Source organism: Mycobacterium sp. E1715, from assembly GCF_001667625.1.
Classification (GTDB): domain Bacteria; phylum Actinomycetota; class Actinomycetes; order Mycobacteriales; family Mycobacteriaceae; genus Mycobacterium.
On the sequence record NZ_LZJJ01000318.1, the window covers coordinates 1 to 15,560 of the forward strand.

The window sequence follows — 15,560 nt, forward strand, 5'->3', positions numbered from 1 at the left end:
CTCACCCGCCGATCGCGCAATCGACGTGCTCGCCACACTGCGCGCGGCGGGCACCGCCGATCCCAAACCCTCGGCGGTCGAGAATTGGCGATAGTCGACGTGGTAGTACTCGAGATTGGATGTGACGCTGATGCGCATCGATTCGCGGTAGGGCATCGGCACCTTGATATACACCCCGCCCGGCGACTGCGCCGCGTTGGCCACCAGCGGCCATTCGAACGGCGCACCCAGCGCGCCATCGACCACCGATTGCAAGGGCGCGTCCAATACCGTCCGGCCGTCGAGCTCGACACGGATGTTTCCGATCCGGGTCACCTTGCCGCCGTCGCGGGTGAACCAGATCGAATCCACCTCGCCGGCACCGCGATCCTCCGCGACGACGCAGCCCGCGCCGCCCGACGCCAAACATCCGCCGGTGCCGTTGCGGTTGCCGGTGGAGAAGTCGAAATCACCGCCGCTGCGGTCGAAGCTCGACAGCTGCAACGCCTGCGTGCCGGTGTGCAGATAGGGCAACAGATCCAGCCGACGGTAGGTGTCCCATCCGACCAGGCGGTCGGCGGCGTCACCGCCAACCGGCTGGGCGCGTGCGACGGTTGCGGCGGTGACACCGGCCGCGACAGAAAGCGCGAGGGCCAACGCCGCGCACAACACGCGAGCCGCCAGCCGTACAGCGGCAAAGCCTACTTTTCCCGGTCGGGTTGACCGGATTTGAAATCTTAAGCCCGCAACGCTCGCAGGCGCTGTTGCGTGAAATGCATTCAAAGCGTTGGCGGTTCGTAAATGGGGCCCGGAATTGGCACGTGCGGATCCGCCGGCGCGGTCAATGTTGGTCGTTGGGTCAGCTTACCGAGCTCACCGACAGGATTGCAATGGGCATGACGATATCGGGAGACACGAACGAAGGCCGTGTTCCATCGGTTAGAGCCGTATGTCGTTTCCCCCGAACACGTTCCACATCGCCCTGCATTGTTTGAAATGCAGGTCGGATCGCGCGCGTCCTCATCTTATCGCGCGTTCCGAGCCCGCGGGACGATTTCGAGAATGAATGCAAAGCAGACGCCGGCGACGCATTAACCCACGCCGGGACGCCGCTCGGCGGCGGCCCGTGACCCCCTTCAATCAGCTGACGTAGATCGCCGCAAATTTAGTGAATGCCATAGCATTCCGCATTGCACTCACGTAATATAACCCTCCTCGGGCGTAACATTTCTCCTCAGGGGATGGAGTGGTTCATGTCTCGTTGGAAGTACAAGGTTGTTCTCGGCCTGGTCCTGGCCTTCACCGCATTAACAAGCTCGGGTTGCACCGTGCCGTTGACCATCTCGTGCACCGGCGGCCTCGTCTGCACGCCGTAAAGCCACCCGGCAGCCGTTGAGGGGGTTGCGCTACTGGCGGCCTTCACCTGTTGGGTCGACATCGAGCTATCGACTGCATCGTCGAGGGCATGGAGCCCGCCAGTCAGCGCAACCACTTATCCGGTGCACTTTGCTATGAAACTGCCTGCTCTTCAGGCTCTTTCATATTGAGCAGCGTGTCGCGTACGCACCTTTTGCTGTGCAACCTTGCGCAATCCCTCATCGCCAGACGTCTTCATGCTGCTGGGATTCTCACGGTTCGGAGTTGACTTAGTCTTTGTGACACAACAAGTTTCAGCCGCGTTGGGCCTTTCACGCCATTTGATACGACATAATGAGCGCAAATATGTTGAATGCCATAGCGTTCCGCGTTGTGCTCACGTAGAATAACCCTCCTCGGGCGAAGCATTTCTTCTCAACGAACGGAGTGGTCATGTCTCGTTTGAAGTACAAGGTTGTTCTCGGCTTGGTACTGGCCGCCACCGCATTAACGAGCTCCGGATGCACGCTGCCTACCTTCTCGTGTAGCGGCGGGGCCACCGGAATTACCTGCACCCCGTAGCTGGCCTACGCGCTGACTGGCACGCTTTAGTTGGGACGCAATACTTTTGGGTCCATCGGCGTGCCAGTCAGCGCGTACCGACGCGCTTAGTCATACGGCGGTTTTGCACGGTTGCACATCAAGTCGATTTCGGGCTGCCTTGAACTAGCAGAGGTTCCAAGACCAGAGACCCAGCTGCGCTGGCGCGAGCTTGGACCACCCAGCCGTCACTGTGACAAATCGCATGGAAGCGCTCACGAGCGAGGTCACTTCGACTTGTTGTCTTTCTTTAAGTCCGTATCCCGGCTGGGCTGAACACGTTTGGGCTCCCCGGGCATCTTGGGGTAGTTCGGCGGATAGGGCATGTCCCCAAGGCCGCGATCTTCGTCGGCGTCGGCCATCTCGAGCAGGGGCGCGATCGACTGCGCCACGTCATCCATTGCAGCCCAAGGGTCCTGGCGGTCCTTCACCAGATCGGGAACCGTCGCCATCGTGTAGTCGTCCGGTTCCGCGCCGGCCAGCTCTTCCCACGTCATCGGCGTCGACACCGTCGCTATCGGAGTGCGCCGCACCGAATACGCAGAGGCCATGGTTCGATCCCGAGCGTTCTGGTTGAAATCGATGAAGATGCGCTCGCCCCGTTCTTCTTTCCACCACGACGTGGTGACGGCCTCGGGCGCGCGGCGTTCCACCTCACGGGCCAGGGCGATCCCCGCTCGGCGCACCTCGACGAAATCCCAGTCCGTGGCGATCCGCAGAAAGACGTGAATGCCGCGGCCGCCGGACGTCTTGGGGTACCCGACCAAACCGAGCTCATCGAGCAGGGGCCGCAACACGTCGACCGCGACCGTCCGCGCCTGCTCGAACGCGACTCCGGGTTGCGGGTCGAGGTCGATGCGCAACTCGTCGGGATGGTCGGTGTCCGGGCAGCGTACCTGCCACGGGTGCAACGTGACGGTGCCCATCTGTGCCGCCCACACGATCGCCGAGGGGTGGGTCACCCTCAGCGCGTCGGCGGTGCGTCCGGACGGGAACGTCACCCGGCAGGTCTGCAGGTAGTCGGGGTGGTGCTGCGGAATCCGCTTCTGGTAGATCTCCTCGCCATCGATGCCGTCCGGGAAGCGCTGCAGGTGGGTGGGCCGGTCGCGGAGCGCGTCCAGCATCGGGCCGCCCGCCACGGCCCTGTAGTACTCGACGAGCCGCCGCTTGGTGCCTTTGGTGCCCAGCTTGGGGAAGTAGACCTTGTCCGGATTGGTCAGGCGCACCGCGACACCGTCGACGTCGAGCTCTTCTGCAGCAGCCATACCAACGATTCCAGCACAATCGGCCTATGGACTTACCCGTCATGCCCCCGGTGTCGCCAATGCTGGCCAAGTCGGTGCGATCGATCCCGCCGGATGCGTCGTACGAACCCAAATGGGACGGATTCAGGTCCATCTGTTTCCGTGACCGCGACGAAGTGGAGCTGGGCAGTCGCAACGAGCGGCCGATGACGCGCTATTTTCCCGAGCTGGTGGCCGCGGTGCGTGCTGAGCTGCCCCAGCGCTGCGTTATCGACGGTGAGATCGTCATCGCCACGGAGCACGGCCTGGATTTCGAGGCGCTACAACAACGGATCCATCCGGCGGATTCGCGGGTGCGCATGCTTGCCGAGGCGACGCCCGCGTCGTTCATCGCGTTCGACTTACTCGCCCTGGGGGACGACGATTACACGCGGCGACCGTTTGCCGAGCGGCGCGCCGCCCTCGTCGACGCGTTGGCGGGCTCGGGCCCGTCGATCCATGTCACGCCGGCCACCACTGACATCGAGCTCGCGCAGCGTTGGTTCGATGAATTCGAGGGGGCCGGCCTCGACGGTGTCGTCGCCAAGCCACTGACCGTGACCTATCAGCCCGACAAGCGCGTCATGTTCAAGATCAAGCACGAGCGCACCGCCGATTGCGTCGTCGCCGGGTATCGCGTGCACAAGTCGGGCGGCGATGCGATCGGATCGCTGCTGCTCGGGCTCTACCAGGACGATGGTCAGCTCGCCTCCGTCGGTGTGATCGGCGCGTTCCCGATGGCTGAGCGGCGACGCCTATTCACCGAATTGCAGCCGCTCGTCACCGATTTCGACGGTCACCCGTGGAACTGGGCCGCCCACGAGGCCGGCGAACGAACGCCGCGCAAGAACGAATTCTCCCGCTGGAACGCCGGCAAGGATCTTTCGTTCGTGCCGCTGCGGCCGGAACGCGTGGTCGAGGTCCGCTACGACCACATGGAAGGCCGGCGCTTTCGGCACACCGCACAGTTCAACCGGTGGCGTCCGGATCGGGAACCGCGCTCGTGCACCTACGAACAACTCGAACAGCCGGTCACCTTCAGCCTCGGGGACATCGTGCCTGGCCTGGGGTCTGGCTAGCGAAGACCTTTCGCCGCCTTTGGGTTCAGCCGTCGATGTGCGTCGGCGGGTCGGCGAAGGCCAGATCTCCAGGGTGTTGGTCCGGCCCCATCAGATCGCAGCGCTTATCCGGCACCAGGTAGGAGCTGGCGCCGTTCCAGATCAGGTGCGTGAATCCCACGCAACGCTGCCAGGTGCCATCTGGCTGGACGGGTCCATCGCATTTGCTGAGGAACGATCCTCCGTACTGGCAGCCGGCGCTGGCCGGCGGCGCCACGGCGATCAAACCTCCGGCCGCCAGCACGGCGGCCAGTCCTCCGACGATGCAGTGCTTCATGGTGGTCTCCCGTTCACATCGCCGCTGGTGCGTCGCGCAAACACCACCGACAGCACAGCCAGCACCAATGACGCTACCGCTTATCCGCCGGTTCGGCGGGCCAATGAAGGTGGGACGTTTAACGGCCGCCGGGACGGGCACGCGCACCTACATGTCAGTGACAGCGTTTCAGGATCTGCCCTTGGCCGACCGCGACCGCAAATGGGACGGTGACGCGGCCGAGAAACGGGTGCGCAAGTGGGCCGCAGCCGAAGACGCGCCGAACCAGAAGTATCGCGACGCCCATGTCTGGTACGACAACGGGAAGAAGGACAACTTCACGGCGTACAAGTTGCTGATCGCCGATGTCGTGGGTGGCGATCTCCAGGCGGTGCCGCGCGGGGTGATGGCAGCCGGCGCCATCATGGACGGTGCACGCGGCGGTATCGACCTGCCGAAGACGGACGTGGACCGGGTCAAGAGCCACCTGGCCAAGTACTACAAGAAGATGGGCGAGAGCCCGCCGTGGGAGCGCGGCTGAGCTAGCCCGCCGCCGCGAGCCGCGACGATCCCCGCAGCGCGACGGCGGTCGGTGCTTCCGGCCCGCTGTCGGCCTGGAGTTGGGGCAGAGCACCGCTATCGCCGATCGGCCGCCATGGGTTTCCGGCTGGCCTTGGGAAAGCCCGGGCAGTGCAGACCGGCCCCGACCAAAGCCCAAGTGCCCCAGCGCCGGACGGCGGCCCGGCACCTCCGCTGTGCGGTCGGCCCGTCAGAGGAAGGGCAGCAACCGGTCTGGCCCATCTGGCTTCGTCACATCGGCGAGCCCGGACTTGAATCCCTCCAGTCCACCACCTTTCGCCCTCGCGTCGGCGATCCGCCGCTGGGCATCGTCGGGCAGGCGCTCCCTTCGGTCGGGTCTGTCCCACAGCTCGATGGTTTGCACGACCCAGTAGATGGCGAACTCGATGATCAGGAGTGCCTCGACCAGCAACACCCATAATTCCCAGCCGCGGTGCACGAGATGTGCTGTGACGATTGCGATCAACGTCACGAGCATCACCACCGCCATACCTCGGTAGAACCGCCGGTAGGCACGGTGATGTGATGATTTCGACTCATCTTCTCGCTTGACGAGGTATCCGGTGCAGAACACGGTGGCGATGAATGTCGACAGGAGCAGGAACCCGGCTGCGCCGTGCGCCTGCGCCAGGAAAAACTTGTGATCGAAGATGAAGGTGAGCAGGCCGACCACCATGGTCAGCCAGAACAAACCCAGCGCCAGTACGCCGCCCGGGCTTCTTGTCCGCTCGGTGCGGTTGCGCGGGGATTGCCACAAAACAATGCCCCAACCCAAAAGCAGTCCGATGACCACCGCCCAGACGTTGGGCCGAGTGACGGCGTCGACGTTGTATTCGGGCGGCAGGTCAGCCCGTCCGCACAGTGACGAGGGCCGACCTTGGGGCACGATCGCTGCTATCAATGCGGAGACCCCGGCCAAGCTCAACAGAGCATCCTCGGTGTCGCTGCTTCCCTTGTACATGATGAAAAGGGCGCCGAGCGCCAGAAGCGCGGCGATGACGATGCTGTGCGCGGAGGTGTAATAGTAAGCGCTGATGGCGAATTGCCAGCACGTGGCCGAAAGCCTTTCGATTATCACGGCCGCGGCGAGCATCACCATGATGACCACCATGCCGACACGCAAATCACGGTAGACGGCGAGCGTGATCGGAACCAGACGAGGACCCGGTCCGTTTGATCCATTTCCGCCTCCCTTTCCGGGACCGGAAGTGCCGTCGCCCTTTTCGTTCTCTTTGGTCATGTCCGTTACCTGCTTGACTGCGTCGTGATACGGCTGACCAGGGGAGTTTAGGACTATTGATATGCCGCCGCGCGATAATCCGGTTTTGGTCGAGGTGCGGCCACGATGACTTGCCCTGGGTTCGCGCGCGACGCGGCGGTCAGACCGTGACCATGAGCCGTGACAATCCCCGCAGCGTGACGTTGGCCTTATACTCCGGCTCGCTGTCCAGCCCCGCGTTGGGAAAGCGCGCCGTAATGGCCGATAGCGCCACGCCTGCTTCCAGCCGGGCCAGAGGTGCTCCCAGGCAGTAGTGGGCTCCCCGGCCAAAGCCCAAGTGCCGCAGGGGCGTCCGGTCCGGATCGAAGGTGTCGGGCCGGTCGAACTCCGCCGGGTCGCGGTGGGCGGCGGCGATCAACAACATCATGACATCGCCCGCGGGCACCTCTACGCCGCCAATGGCCATGTCGGCGAGGGCAATTCGGCCGACCAGTTGCACCGGCGGGTCGTAACGCAGGGTTTCTTCCACGATCGCCGACGCTCGGTATGGGTCGGCGCTCAGAGCGGTCCACTCGACGGAACTCCGCAGCATTGCCAACACGGCGTTTCCGATGAGGTTCACCGTGGTCTCGTGTCCGGCGATCAACAGGAGATTGCAGGTCGCGACGATCTCGTCCTCGGTCAGTTGGTCTCCGGACTCCTCCACCGCGATCAGACCCGACAGCAGGTCGGCACCGGGTTGTGAACGACGGCGCTCGATCAGGTCGTGAAAGTATGCGCGCAGCCAAGCCCCGGCCTGTTGCCGCTCGTTCGCGACGTCCGGTGGCACGCCGGTGATTGTCGAAAACGGGTCCAGTGCCTGGGCCAGCAACGCCGACGCCCGGCTGAACTGTGGCTCGTCGTCGAGCGGCACGCCGAGCAGCCGGCAGATCACCGCCACCGGCAGCGGATAGGCGTACTCCTCGACAACGTCAAAGCGTCCCTTTTCCGCGATTCGATCGAGCATTCCGTCGACCAGCGACCGAATGTCGGGCTCCAGCGCGCTCACGACCTTCGGCGCAAACGCCTTGCTGACCAGCCTGCGCAGCCGCGTGTGATCGGGCGGATCGAGAAACAAAAACCCCGGCGGCCCCTGCCTCTGGGGGGCCGTGCCGGCCTCGGCCTGCCGCTTGGCGACCGTCGAGTTGACGTTGTCGCTGCTTGACCAGGGGTGCCGCAACACCTCGTCGCAATCGCGGTAGCTGGAGAACACCGCCAGGTTGGCCTCCGGCAACTGCAGCGCTCCGCCGTCGCGAAACCGCGCACAGAGTCGATACGGGTCGGGCCGGTTGGCCGGATCCAGCAGCTGCAGCAGCAGCCCCTGGGATTCGGTCGGTGCGGTCGTCATGCGGCCATTGTGCCCGTCGTTGGGCCCTGTCGATTTCCACGCATGTCACGCGCCTTCGCGTAATCCCGCCAGATGCGGATCCGCCATCAGCCGGTCCAGGAAGGCGAGCTGCCCTTTCAGCAGCTTGACGCGCGCCTGCGCCACCGGAAACCAGCCCACCCGATCGACTTCCGGGAACTCGCGCAGCCTGCCCGACCCCTTCGGCCACTCCAATTCGAAGGTGTTGCTGCGCGCCTCGGTCGCGTCGAGGTCGGCGCCGACGGCGAAGGCGGTGACCACCTTGCCACCGGATTGTTTCAGCTGGCCGAGGTCCAGCCGGGCCCCGAACGGCACCGGAAGCCCGAGCTCCTCGGCGAACTCGCGTTGCGCGGCGGCCCAGGGATCCTCGCCATCGGCGTACTCCCCTTTGGGAATCGACCAGGCGCCGCTGTCCTTTCGCGCCCAGAAGGGGCCGCCCGGGTGCGCGATCAGGACCTCGGCGACGCCGACGCGGGTCCGGTACAACAGCACGCCCGCACTGAACTTCGGCATCGGCGGATCAGGCTCCGGCGGCGCGTTCCAGGTCTTTGAGGGAGGACTCCAAATGCGCGAGCAAGCGCTGCAGGTGCGGGACGCTGCGCCGGCATCCCACCAGGCCGAAGTCCAGGTTGCCGGCGTTGTTGGCCAGCGTGATGTTCAGCGCCTGCCCGTCCAGCGCGATGGACAGGGGATAGTTGCCGTCGAGCCGGGCGCCCCCGTAGTAGATCGGCTGGGTAGGCCCCGGGACGTTCGAAATGATGATGTTGAACGGTGGCGACGTCGACGCCACCCAGCCCGGGACCGCCGCCAACGCCAGGGCGGAGGTGTTGGCCGCGGACAGCGCCAGCGCCTGGAACCGAGGCAGCTGCGAGAACACCTGCTTGTTGCTCCGCATGGACTCGCTGATGGTCTGCAGTCGTTGTGCGGGGTCGTCGCTGTCGGTGGCCAGGTTGCACAGGATGGCGCCGACGAGGTTGCCCCCTGCGTCGGCCTCGTCTTCGGTGCGAAGGCTCACCGGGACCATCGCGATCAGCGGCGTGTCCGGTAGCGCGTTCTGCTCGAGCAGGTAGTAGCGCAGCGCGCCCGAACACATCGCCAAAACGACGTCGTTGACCGTCACACCGGCGGCCTTCTTGACGCTTTTGATCCGGTCCAGCGACCAGGACTGCGCGGCGCAGCGGCGAGCGCCGCCGATCTTGACGTTCAGCATGGTGCGCGGGGCGCCGAACGGCAACGTCAGCTGCTGCTCGAACAGCGCCGCCCGCGCCAGCGAAAGCGATGAAGGGGCCAGTGCCGCAATGGATCCCGCCGCACTCAACGCCGAGCGCAGTGGGCTTACCGGGCTGCTCTTGCGCTTGCTTTTGGGCAAGCTCCAGGGCGCGCGCATCTCGGTGTCGTCGGGGTCGGTCGACAGCGCGCGCTGCATGAGTTTCTGCGCGGAGACACCGTCGATCAGGGCGTGGTGGATCTTGGTGTAGATGGCGAACCGGCCATCCTTGAGGCCCTCGATGATGTGGGTCTCCCACAGCGGACGGTGACGATCCAGCAGGCTGCTGTGCCACCGCGAAGTCAGCTCGAGCAATTCACGAATGCGCCCGGGCGACGGTACCGCCGAACGCCGGACGTGATAGTCCACGTCGACGTCTTTGTCGTAGGACCAGCCCAGGTTGGCGATGCCGCCGACGAACGTCGCCGGATGCTTGCGAAATGTCGGCTGGAAATCATCCTGCGCCACCAAACGGTCGTAGAGCTCCCGGACGAAGCCGCTGCCCGCGCCGCTCGGCAGCTCGAACAATTGCAAGCCGCCGACGTGCATGGGATGTTCCCGCGACTCTCCCAGCAGGAATATCGCGTCGGTGGGCATCATCAGTTCCATCCACCAATTAGACCGCGACTGGCGTCGGGACGAAGGCGCTCTTCAGAACATCGCGGCCGAGCCGACGTTCGGATGGCGACGCATGTATTCGACGAGCCGATCGACATAGCTGCCGAACGCGGGCGCCTCGATACCACTTCCTGCGAGATCAGCCCGGCAATGATCGGTCAGGTAGAAGGTGGGTTGGACGAAGTAATCGACTGCTTCGGGGGGAATTCGCATCAAGCGGTAGAGCCCCGGGACGTGTGCTAATGCGGCTTTGGTCATTCTCAGGGGCAACGAAACCTTGAGGAGTTCGCGGCCCGTCGCCTGGGCCAGCGCATCCGTCATCTCCTCGACCGTGAGCGGATGCGGATCCGCCAGCTGATAGGTGCGCCCCTCGGAGCCGGGTAGGCCGCTCAGATATCCGACCGCGTCAACGACGAAATCGCGCGGGACCACGTTGACGCGCGTAGTCGCGGGGTCGCCCACCATCGGGAGGACCGCGTACCGGGGCTGTCGCAGCAGCCACTGCATGACGAAGTAGGGCCCGTCGAATTTCTGGGTCTGCCCGGTATGGCTGTCGCCGACAACGATCGCGGGCCGATAGATCGTCGCGGGCATGCCCGCGGACATGTGCCAGCGCACGTCCGCCTCGGCGAGGTGCTTGGTCTCTTCGTAGTGGTTGTTGAACGGCGCACCGACTTCGAGGTCGTCCTCGCCGAACGGGCCGGCGTAGCGGCCGCTGACGTAGCAGGTGCTGAAGTAGTGCAAGCGCGTCAACCGGGGACAGTGCTCGAGCGCGCCCAGGACGTTTCGGGTGCCGTTGACGTTGACCCGGACCGCCACCTCGCGGGGCACCGCCAGGTCGTATGCAGCCGCCAGGTGCCACGCCTCGGTGACCTCGTTGAGGTTATCTGCGGCGATGCCGAGCCCCGGCTGGGTGATGTCGCCTTCCACGAGCTGAATCCGCCCCTCGAGGAAGGGTTCCGCCGAGCTCAATTCCGCCACGCGTCGCTGCGCCAGTGCGCCGAACTTGGGCTGCACCACACAGATTGCCGAGTCGCCGGTGCGCTTGAGGATGCCCGGCAGCAATGCACTGCCGAGAAAGCCGGGAAATCCGGTCATCAAGACGGTCATCGCTATACTCCTTGGCCGGTCGAATTCGTCAAAGTAATTGCGGCGGGGAGACTGTGCGCTTCGTCGCGGATGGGACGGCTCTGGTCAAGCGGGACGCGCGCGGAACGTCTGGACTCGACGAAATTGAGCGAGGTTTTCATCGCTGATCCCCCACCGAAAGGGTTCCGTAGAAGAGCGACGCTATCGAATAACGGGGGCGTTAGGGCGGGTCTTTCGACCCTCGACGACCGCCATTGGTCCTCCGTTGGGTCGCGTGCGCCGACTACCCCCGTTGGGCCGAGGGGCGCTGCCGCCGGACGCGCCTTCCGGCAGGACCTCAGGGGTGGCAGCATGAGTTCGTGGCGACAACAACGTTGACGTGGGACGTGGTGGCCGTTGACAAGCCGGACGATGTCAACGTGATCATCGGTCAGGCGCACTTCATCAAGACGGTCGAAGACCTGCACGAGGCGCTGGCCGGGGTGAGCCCGTCGCTGCGGTTCGGAGTGGCTTTCTGCGAGGCTTCCGGGCCGCGGTTGGTTCGCCGCAGCGGCAACGACGCCGACCTGGTCGAACTGGCGACGCGCACCGCGCTGGCGATCGCGGCCGGGCACAGCTTCGTGGTCTTTCTGCGTGACGGCTTTCCGGTGAATGTCCTCAATCCGGTGAAGACGGTTCCAGAGGTCTGCGGGATCTACTGCGCCACAGCCAATCCGGTCGATGTCATCGTTGCGGTGTCTCCGCGCGGTCGCGGCATCATCGGCGTCATCGACGGGCAGACTCCCGTCGCGGTGGAAGGCGATCGTGACGTGGCCGAGCGCCACGCTCTACTGCGCGCGATCGGTTACAAGCTCTGAGGTCTCAGCAGTCTCGTGGACCCGCTCAGTCGAGCGTAAGCGACCACGTCGAGGTCGCGATCAGGTCGCCGCGCTCCAGCGCCTCGATACGGTGCTCGTGGGCCCGGAGATATCCCGGGTCGGTCACCATATCGATGAACGCCTGCGGAGTCGGGTACTCGACGATGAGAATGGCGTCCCACCAAGGCCGTTCGCCCTCGCCGGTCACGACGGTCGGTGCTGTCCCGGCGTAGCGGACGACGGCGCCCGCGTGCTCCAGGTGCGGTATCACCGCCACGCCGTAGCGCTGGTAGGCCCCCACCCCGCCGGGGGTCTTGAACTTCAACAGGTTGACCATCACCACCGGTTCATTCGCCGGACGCGCGGCCAGGGCGGCGAACTGCTCGGCGGTCGGCTCCAGCGGATTGCTCGTGGCCACGATTAGAGCAGATCCGTAATGGTCTTGAGGCCGGCGTCGTACAGCACGCCCGGCAGCATCCCGCCGTCGTGCTCGATGGTGGTGCCGTTGACGAAGTCGGCCTCCCCGCCGGCCAGGAAAACGCACACCCTGCCCACCTCCGCGGGCTCACCCGCACGGCGCAGCGGGACGGCCGCGAAATACTTTGCGCCCGTTGGATCGTCCTTGGGCAGCACGAAGGACCGGAAGTTCTCGGTCATCGTCGGTCCGAGCGCGATGCAGTTGACCCGCACCTTGGGGCCCCACTCCTCGGCCAGCGAGCGGGTGAGGTGGTTGAGGCCGCTCTTGGCCGCGCCATAGGAAACCAGCGTCGGTGATCCCGCAGGATGCCCTGCCCCGCTGGAGATGTTGATGATGCAGCCGACGCCGTCCTGGGTGCGCATTTGCCGGTAGGCGCGGATGGCGAACCACAGCGGGCTGATCAGGTTCATCTGGACCGCGAACGCGTGGAACAGCGCCGTGCGCTCATACTCGTCGTCGCTGCCGGGGGCGCCCTGAATGCGTTGCACCAGTTCGGGAATGCTCTCGACGTGCGGCGCCGGCACCGTTCCGCCGGCGTTGTTCACCAGGATGTCGATCCGGCCATGCTCGGCGACGACATCGGAGACGAACGAGTCGATCGGGCGGTAGTCGCCTTGGTCGCACACCTTCTGGAAGGCCCGGTCCGCCCAGTCCGGCTCCACACCGGGAATGGCGCCGAGGGGTGAGCGCGAACAGCCGACGACTGTGGCTCCGGCCCGGAGCAGTTCGTGGGCGATCCCGACGCCCACGCCGCGGCTGGTTCCGGTGACGACCGCGACCTTGCCGTCCAGGACACTCATGCGCAGGCCTTCCTACCCGAAGCCATTGTTGACAGTCACTGTCAGCGGGTCATACTGTGCCATTTCGGTCATCGGCGTGTAAAGCATCGGAGGTCAGGCGATGAGTAGTCCGTCCAAGCTGCGCGTCATCCAATGGGCGACCGGAGGAGTCGGCAAGGCGGCCATCGCTTGCGTCCTGAATCATCCCGAGCTGGAGCTGGCCGGCTGTTGGGTACACAGCGCCGAGAAGAACGGCCTCGACGTCGGACGGATCCTGGGCACTCACGACCTGGGCGTCACCGCCACGTCCAGCGCCGACGAGATCCTGGCGCTGGATGCAGACTGTGTGGTGTACAGCCCGTTGGTGCCCAACGACGACGAAGTCATCGCGATCCTGCGGTCCGGCAAGAATGTGGTCACCCCCGTCGGTTGGGTGTACCCCGACCCGAACAACTCGCGGCACAGGGCCGTCGCCGAAGCCGCGGCCGACGCCGGAGTGACCCTGCACGGTTCGGGGATCCACCCCGGGGGCATCACGGAACGATTCCCGCTCATGCTGTCCTCGCTTTCCTCGGCCGTCACCCACATCCGCGCCGAGGAGTTCTCCGACATCCGGACCTACAACGCCCCGGATGTCGTGCGCCACATCATGGGGTTCGGCGGCACGCCCGAGGAGGCCATGCAGGGCCCGATGGCCGGCCTGCTCGAGGCGGGCTTCAAGCAGTCGGTGCGAATGATCGCCGATCACATGGGATTCCGCATCGACCCGAACATCCGGACCATTCAGGACGTCGCCGTGGCGACCGCCGACATCGACTACGCGCCGTTCCCGATCACCACAGGAAAGGTGGCGGCGCGCCGCTTCCGCTGGCAGGCACTCGTCGACGGCGAACCCATCATCACGGCGGCCGTCAACTGGCTGATGGGGGAGGAAAACCTGGATCCCGGCTGGGATTTCGGCGGGCGCGGCGAACGCTTCGAGGTCGAGATCACCGGCGATCCGACCGTGAGCCTCACCTTCAAGGGCCTGCAGCCCGAAACGATCGCCGAAGGCCTGGTGAAGAATCCGGGCGTGGTGGCCACGGCCAACCATTGCGTCAATGCCATTCCCGACGTCTGCGCCGCAGAGCCCGGCATCAAGACCTACCTCGATCTGCCCCTGTTCGCCGGGCGCCCGGCTCCCGGCCTCACCACGTCATGACCGGCGTCCTCGGCGACGTCTCGTTCTGTCACCTCGTGGTCGGTGTGACCGACATGGAGCGCGCCCTGGCCTTCTACCGGGACCTGCTCGGGATGGAGGTCGTGTTCGAAACCCTCATCTCCGGTGAGCCGTTCGATGCGGCCCTGCACGCCACCCGCAAGCAGGAGGGTCGGGTGGTGGGCGGCCTGCTGGGCGGGCTGATGGTCGAATTGCTGTCGTTGGGTGCCGGCCCTCCCGACCAGAAGCCGGCGCGTCGAGGCGTCACCGGCATCCACAACTTTTCCCTGTCGGTGACCGATCTCGACGACACCCACCGGCGCGTCACCGCGGCGGGCTACACGCCCGACCAAGAGCCATTCGAAATCGGCGGGGTGCGAATGTTTTTCGTCAAGGACCCGGATGGGACGGCGGTCGAGTTCATCGAACTCCCCGACGGTGCCCGCAGCACCTACGAGATGCACCGCGGGGTACCGCTGCGGCTGGGGCCGGCCGAATGACCTACTCGCACCCCTCCTCGATGCAGGGCCACGTCGCCGTCGTCACCGGCGCCGCCCAGGGCGTCGGCAAGGGTGTCGCCGCCGCCCTGCTGGAACGCGGCGCCGCGGTGCTGCTGGTCGACATTCAGCACGAGTTGCTCGGCACGACAACGGCGGAGCTCTCCTCGATGGGCCCCGTCGAGAAGCTGACCGCCGACCTGCGCGACCCGGACAGCGCCCAACGCATCGTGGCCGCCGCGGTCGACGCCTTCGGCACCGTCCACGGCCTGGTCAACAACGCGATCGCCACCAACGAACCCAAGGCGTTCGTCGACATCACCACCGAGGATTTCGCGCTCGGTCACGACGTCGGGCCGCGGGCGACCTTCCTGCTGATGCAGGCCGTGCACCCCGTGATGGTCGCGGCCGGGGGCGGCTCGATCGTCAACCTGGGCTCGGGGACGGGGACCGGCGGCGAACCGAGATGGGGCGGGTATGCCGCCGCCAAGGAGGCCATCCGGGGCCTGTCGAAGGTCGCCGCCCTCGAATGGGGACGTGACAACATCCGCGTCAACGTGATCTGCCCGTTCGCCGAGTCGGACGGTGTCAAGCTCTGGAAACAGTTCGCGCCCAAGGATTATGCGAAGGCGGTGAGCCGCGTCCCGATGAAGCGCATCGGCGATGTCCGCACCGACGTCGGCGCGCTGGTGGCCTTCCTGCTGGGCACCGACGCGACGTTCATCACCGGCCAGACCATCCACGTCGACGGTGGAATCGGCTGCTTCCGGTGAGCGGGCAGTCGCTGCGCGATCGGCAGCGCGCACAGATCCGGGCCGACATCAGGCGCGCGGCGTTCCGGCTGTTCGTCGAACGCGGATACGACGCCGTGACGACCGAGGAAATCGCGGCCGCCGCGGGCGTTTCGCCGCGCACCTTCTTCCGGCACGTGCCAACGAAGGAAGAGCTGCTGCTGGCCCCCGTTCGCCACGGTGGCGCCGCG

General features: G+C 65.5%; 17 protein-coding genes and 1 pseudogene. 8 read left to right on the forward strand and 10 right to left on the reverse strand.

What is annotated here, in order from left to right; genetic code table 11:
- A pseudogene (locus A9X03_RS16075) lies at positions 1-636 on the reverse strand (hypothetical protein); the annotation flags it as partial.
- A gap of 596 nt (positions 637-1,232) precedes the next feature.
- On the opposite strand from A9X03_RS16075, the gene A9X03_RS30625 reads away from it, so the two are divergent.
- Positions 1,233-1,355 (forward strand): hypothetical protein, encoded by a 123-nt coding sequence (locus A9X03_RS30625; protein ID WP_255369195.1) that lies wholly within the window; start codon positions 1,233-1,235, stop codon positions 1,353-1,355.
- 807 nt (positions 1,356-2,162) lie between these two features.
- Here A9X03_RS30625 and ligD read toward each other — a convergent pair.
- Positions 2,163-3,200 carry a non-homologous end-joining DNA ligase gene (gene ligD / locus A9X03_RS16085; protein ID WP_067747197.1) on the reverse strand — a complete coding sequence of 346 codons (1,038 nt, stop codon included), beginning with the start codon at positions 3,198-3,200 and terminating at the stop codon, positions 2,163-2,165.
- A 26-nt stretch (positions 3,201-3,226) separates the two neighbouring features.
- On the opposite strand from ligD, the gene A9X03_RS16090 reads away from it, so the two are divergent.
- Positions 3,227-4,297 carry an ATP-dependent DNA ligase gene (locus A9X03_RS16090; RefSeq protein WP_067747193.1) on the forward strand — a complete coding sequence of 357 codons (1,071 nt, stop codon included), beginning with the start codon at positions 3,227-3,229 and terminating at the stop codon, positions 4,295-4,297.
- 25 nt (positions 4,298-4,322) lie between these two features.
- On the opposite strand, the gene A9X03_RS16095 is transcribed toward A9X03_RS16090, so the two are convergent.
- Complete coding sequence (locus A9X03_RS16095; RefSeq protein WP_067747192.1) at positions 4,323-4,613, reverse strand: hypothetical protein; 291 nt, start codon at positions 4,611-4,613, stop codon at positions 4,323-4,325.
- A 151-nt stretch (positions 4,614-4,764) separates the two neighbouring features.
- Here A9X03_RS16095 and A9X03_RS16100 point away from each other — a divergent pair, with 151 nt between their 5' ends.
- Positions 4,765-5,133, forward strand: coding sequence for a hypothetical protein (locus A9X03_RS16100; RefSeq protein ID WP_067747243.1), 369 nt, complete (start codon positions 4,765-4,767; stop codon positions 5,131-5,133).
- A 228-nt stretch (positions 5,134-5,361) separates the two neighbouring features.
- Here A9X03_RS16100 and A9X03_RS16105 read toward each other — a convergent pair whose 3' ends face one another.
- The 5 genes from A9X03_RS16105 to A9X03_RS16125 all read right to left on the reverse strand — a co-directional run bounded on the left by A9X03_RS16105 (position 5,362) and on the right by A9X03_RS16125 (position 10,790).
- A complete protein-coding gene (locus A9X03_RS16105) occupies positions 5,362-6,411 on the reverse strand; it encodes a hypothetical protein (RefSeq protein WP_068261879.1) in 1,050 nt (349 codons plus the stop codon).
- 139 nt (positions 6,412-6,550) lie between these two features.
- Complete coding sequence (locus A9X03_RS16110; RefSeq protein WP_068261881.1) at positions 6,551-7,777, reverse strand: cytochrome P450; 1,227 nt, start codon at positions 7,775-7,777, stop codon at positions 6,551-6,553.
- A 45-nt stretch (positions 7,778-7,822) separates the two neighbouring features.
- A complete protein-coding gene (locus tag A9X03_RS16115) occupies positions 7,823-8,308 on the reverse strand; it encodes an NUDIX domain-containing protein (RefSeq protein WP_068261884.1) in 486 nt (161 codons plus the stop codon).
- 7 nt (positions 8,309-8,315) lie between these two features.
- Entirely contained in the window at positions 8,316-9,671 is a 1,356-nt protein-coding gene (locus A9X03_RS16120; protein WP_067747184.1) for a wax ester/triacylglycerol synthase family O-acyltransferase, read from the reverse strand.
- 42 nt (positions 9,672-9,713) lie between these two features.
- Positions 9,714-10,790 carry an SDR family oxidoreductase gene (locus A9X03_RS16125; protein ID WP_068261886.1) on the reverse strand — a complete coding sequence of 359 codons (1,077 nt, stop codon included), beginning with the start codon at positions 10,788-10,790 and terminating at the stop codon, positions 9,714-9,716.
- A 338-nt stretch (positions 10,791-11,128) separates the two neighbouring features.
- Between A9X03_RS16125 and A9X03_RS16130 the strand changes: the two genes are divergently transcribed.
- Complete coding sequence (locus A9X03_RS16130; RefSeq protein ID WP_068261889.1) at positions 11,129-11,626, forward strand: adenosine-specific kinase; 498 nt, start codon at positions 11,129-11,131, stop codon at positions 11,624-11,626.
- A 25-nt stretch (positions 11,627-11,651) separates the two neighbouring features.
- Here the strand turns inward: A9X03_RS16130 and A9X03_RS16135 are convergent, their stop codons facing one another.
- Entirely contained in the window at positions 11,652-12,044 is a 393-nt protein-coding gene (locus tag A9X03_RS16135) for a DUF1330 domain-containing protein (RefSeq protein ID WP_231975402.1), read from the reverse strand.
- Positions 12,045-12,046: 2 nt separating this feature from the next.
- The gene (locus tag A9X03_RS16140) at positions 12,047-12,904 is read right to left on the reverse strand and encodes an SDR family NAD(P)-dependent oxidoreductase (RefSeq protein WP_068261892.1); all 858 of its coding nucleotides are present in this window, start codon (positions 12,902-12,904) and stop codon (positions 12,047-12,049) included.
- Between the two features lie 100 nt (positions 12,905-13,004).
- Here A9X03_RS16140 and A9X03_RS16145 point away from each other — a divergent pair, with 100 nt between their 5' ends.
- The 4 genes from A9X03_RS16145 to A9X03_RS16160 form a co-directional block, all read left to right on the forward strand.
- Positions 13,005-14,084 carry a dihydrodipicolinate reductase gene (locus tag A9X03_RS16145; RefSeq protein ID WP_068261895.1) on the forward strand — a complete coding sequence of 360 codons (1,080 nt, stop codon included), beginning with the start codon at positions 13,005-13,007 and terminating at the stop codon, positions 14,082-14,084.
- A complete protein-coding gene (locus A9X03_RS16150; protein ID WP_068018847.1) occupies positions 14,081-14,581 on the forward strand; it encodes a VOC family protein in 501 nt (166 codons plus the stop codon). The genes A9X03_RS16145 and A9X03_RS16150 overlap by 4 nt, the downstream gene beginning before the upstream one ends.
- Positions 14,578-15,351 carry an SDR family NAD(P)-dependent oxidoreductase gene (locus tag A9X03_RS16155; protein ID WP_067747169.1) on the forward strand — a complete coding sequence of 258 codons (774 nt, stop codon included), beginning with the start codon at positions 14,578-14,580 and terminating at the stop codon, positions 15,349-15,351. The genes A9X03_RS16150 and A9X03_RS16155 overlap by 4 nt, the downstream gene beginning before the upstream one ends.
- A partial coding sequence (locus A9X03_RS16160; RefSeq protein WP_156746570.1) for a helix-turn-helix domain-containing protein occupies positions 15,348-15,560 on the forward strand: 213 nt, incomplete at its 3' end. The genes A9X03_RS16155 and A9X03_RS16160, both read left to right, overlap by 4 nt.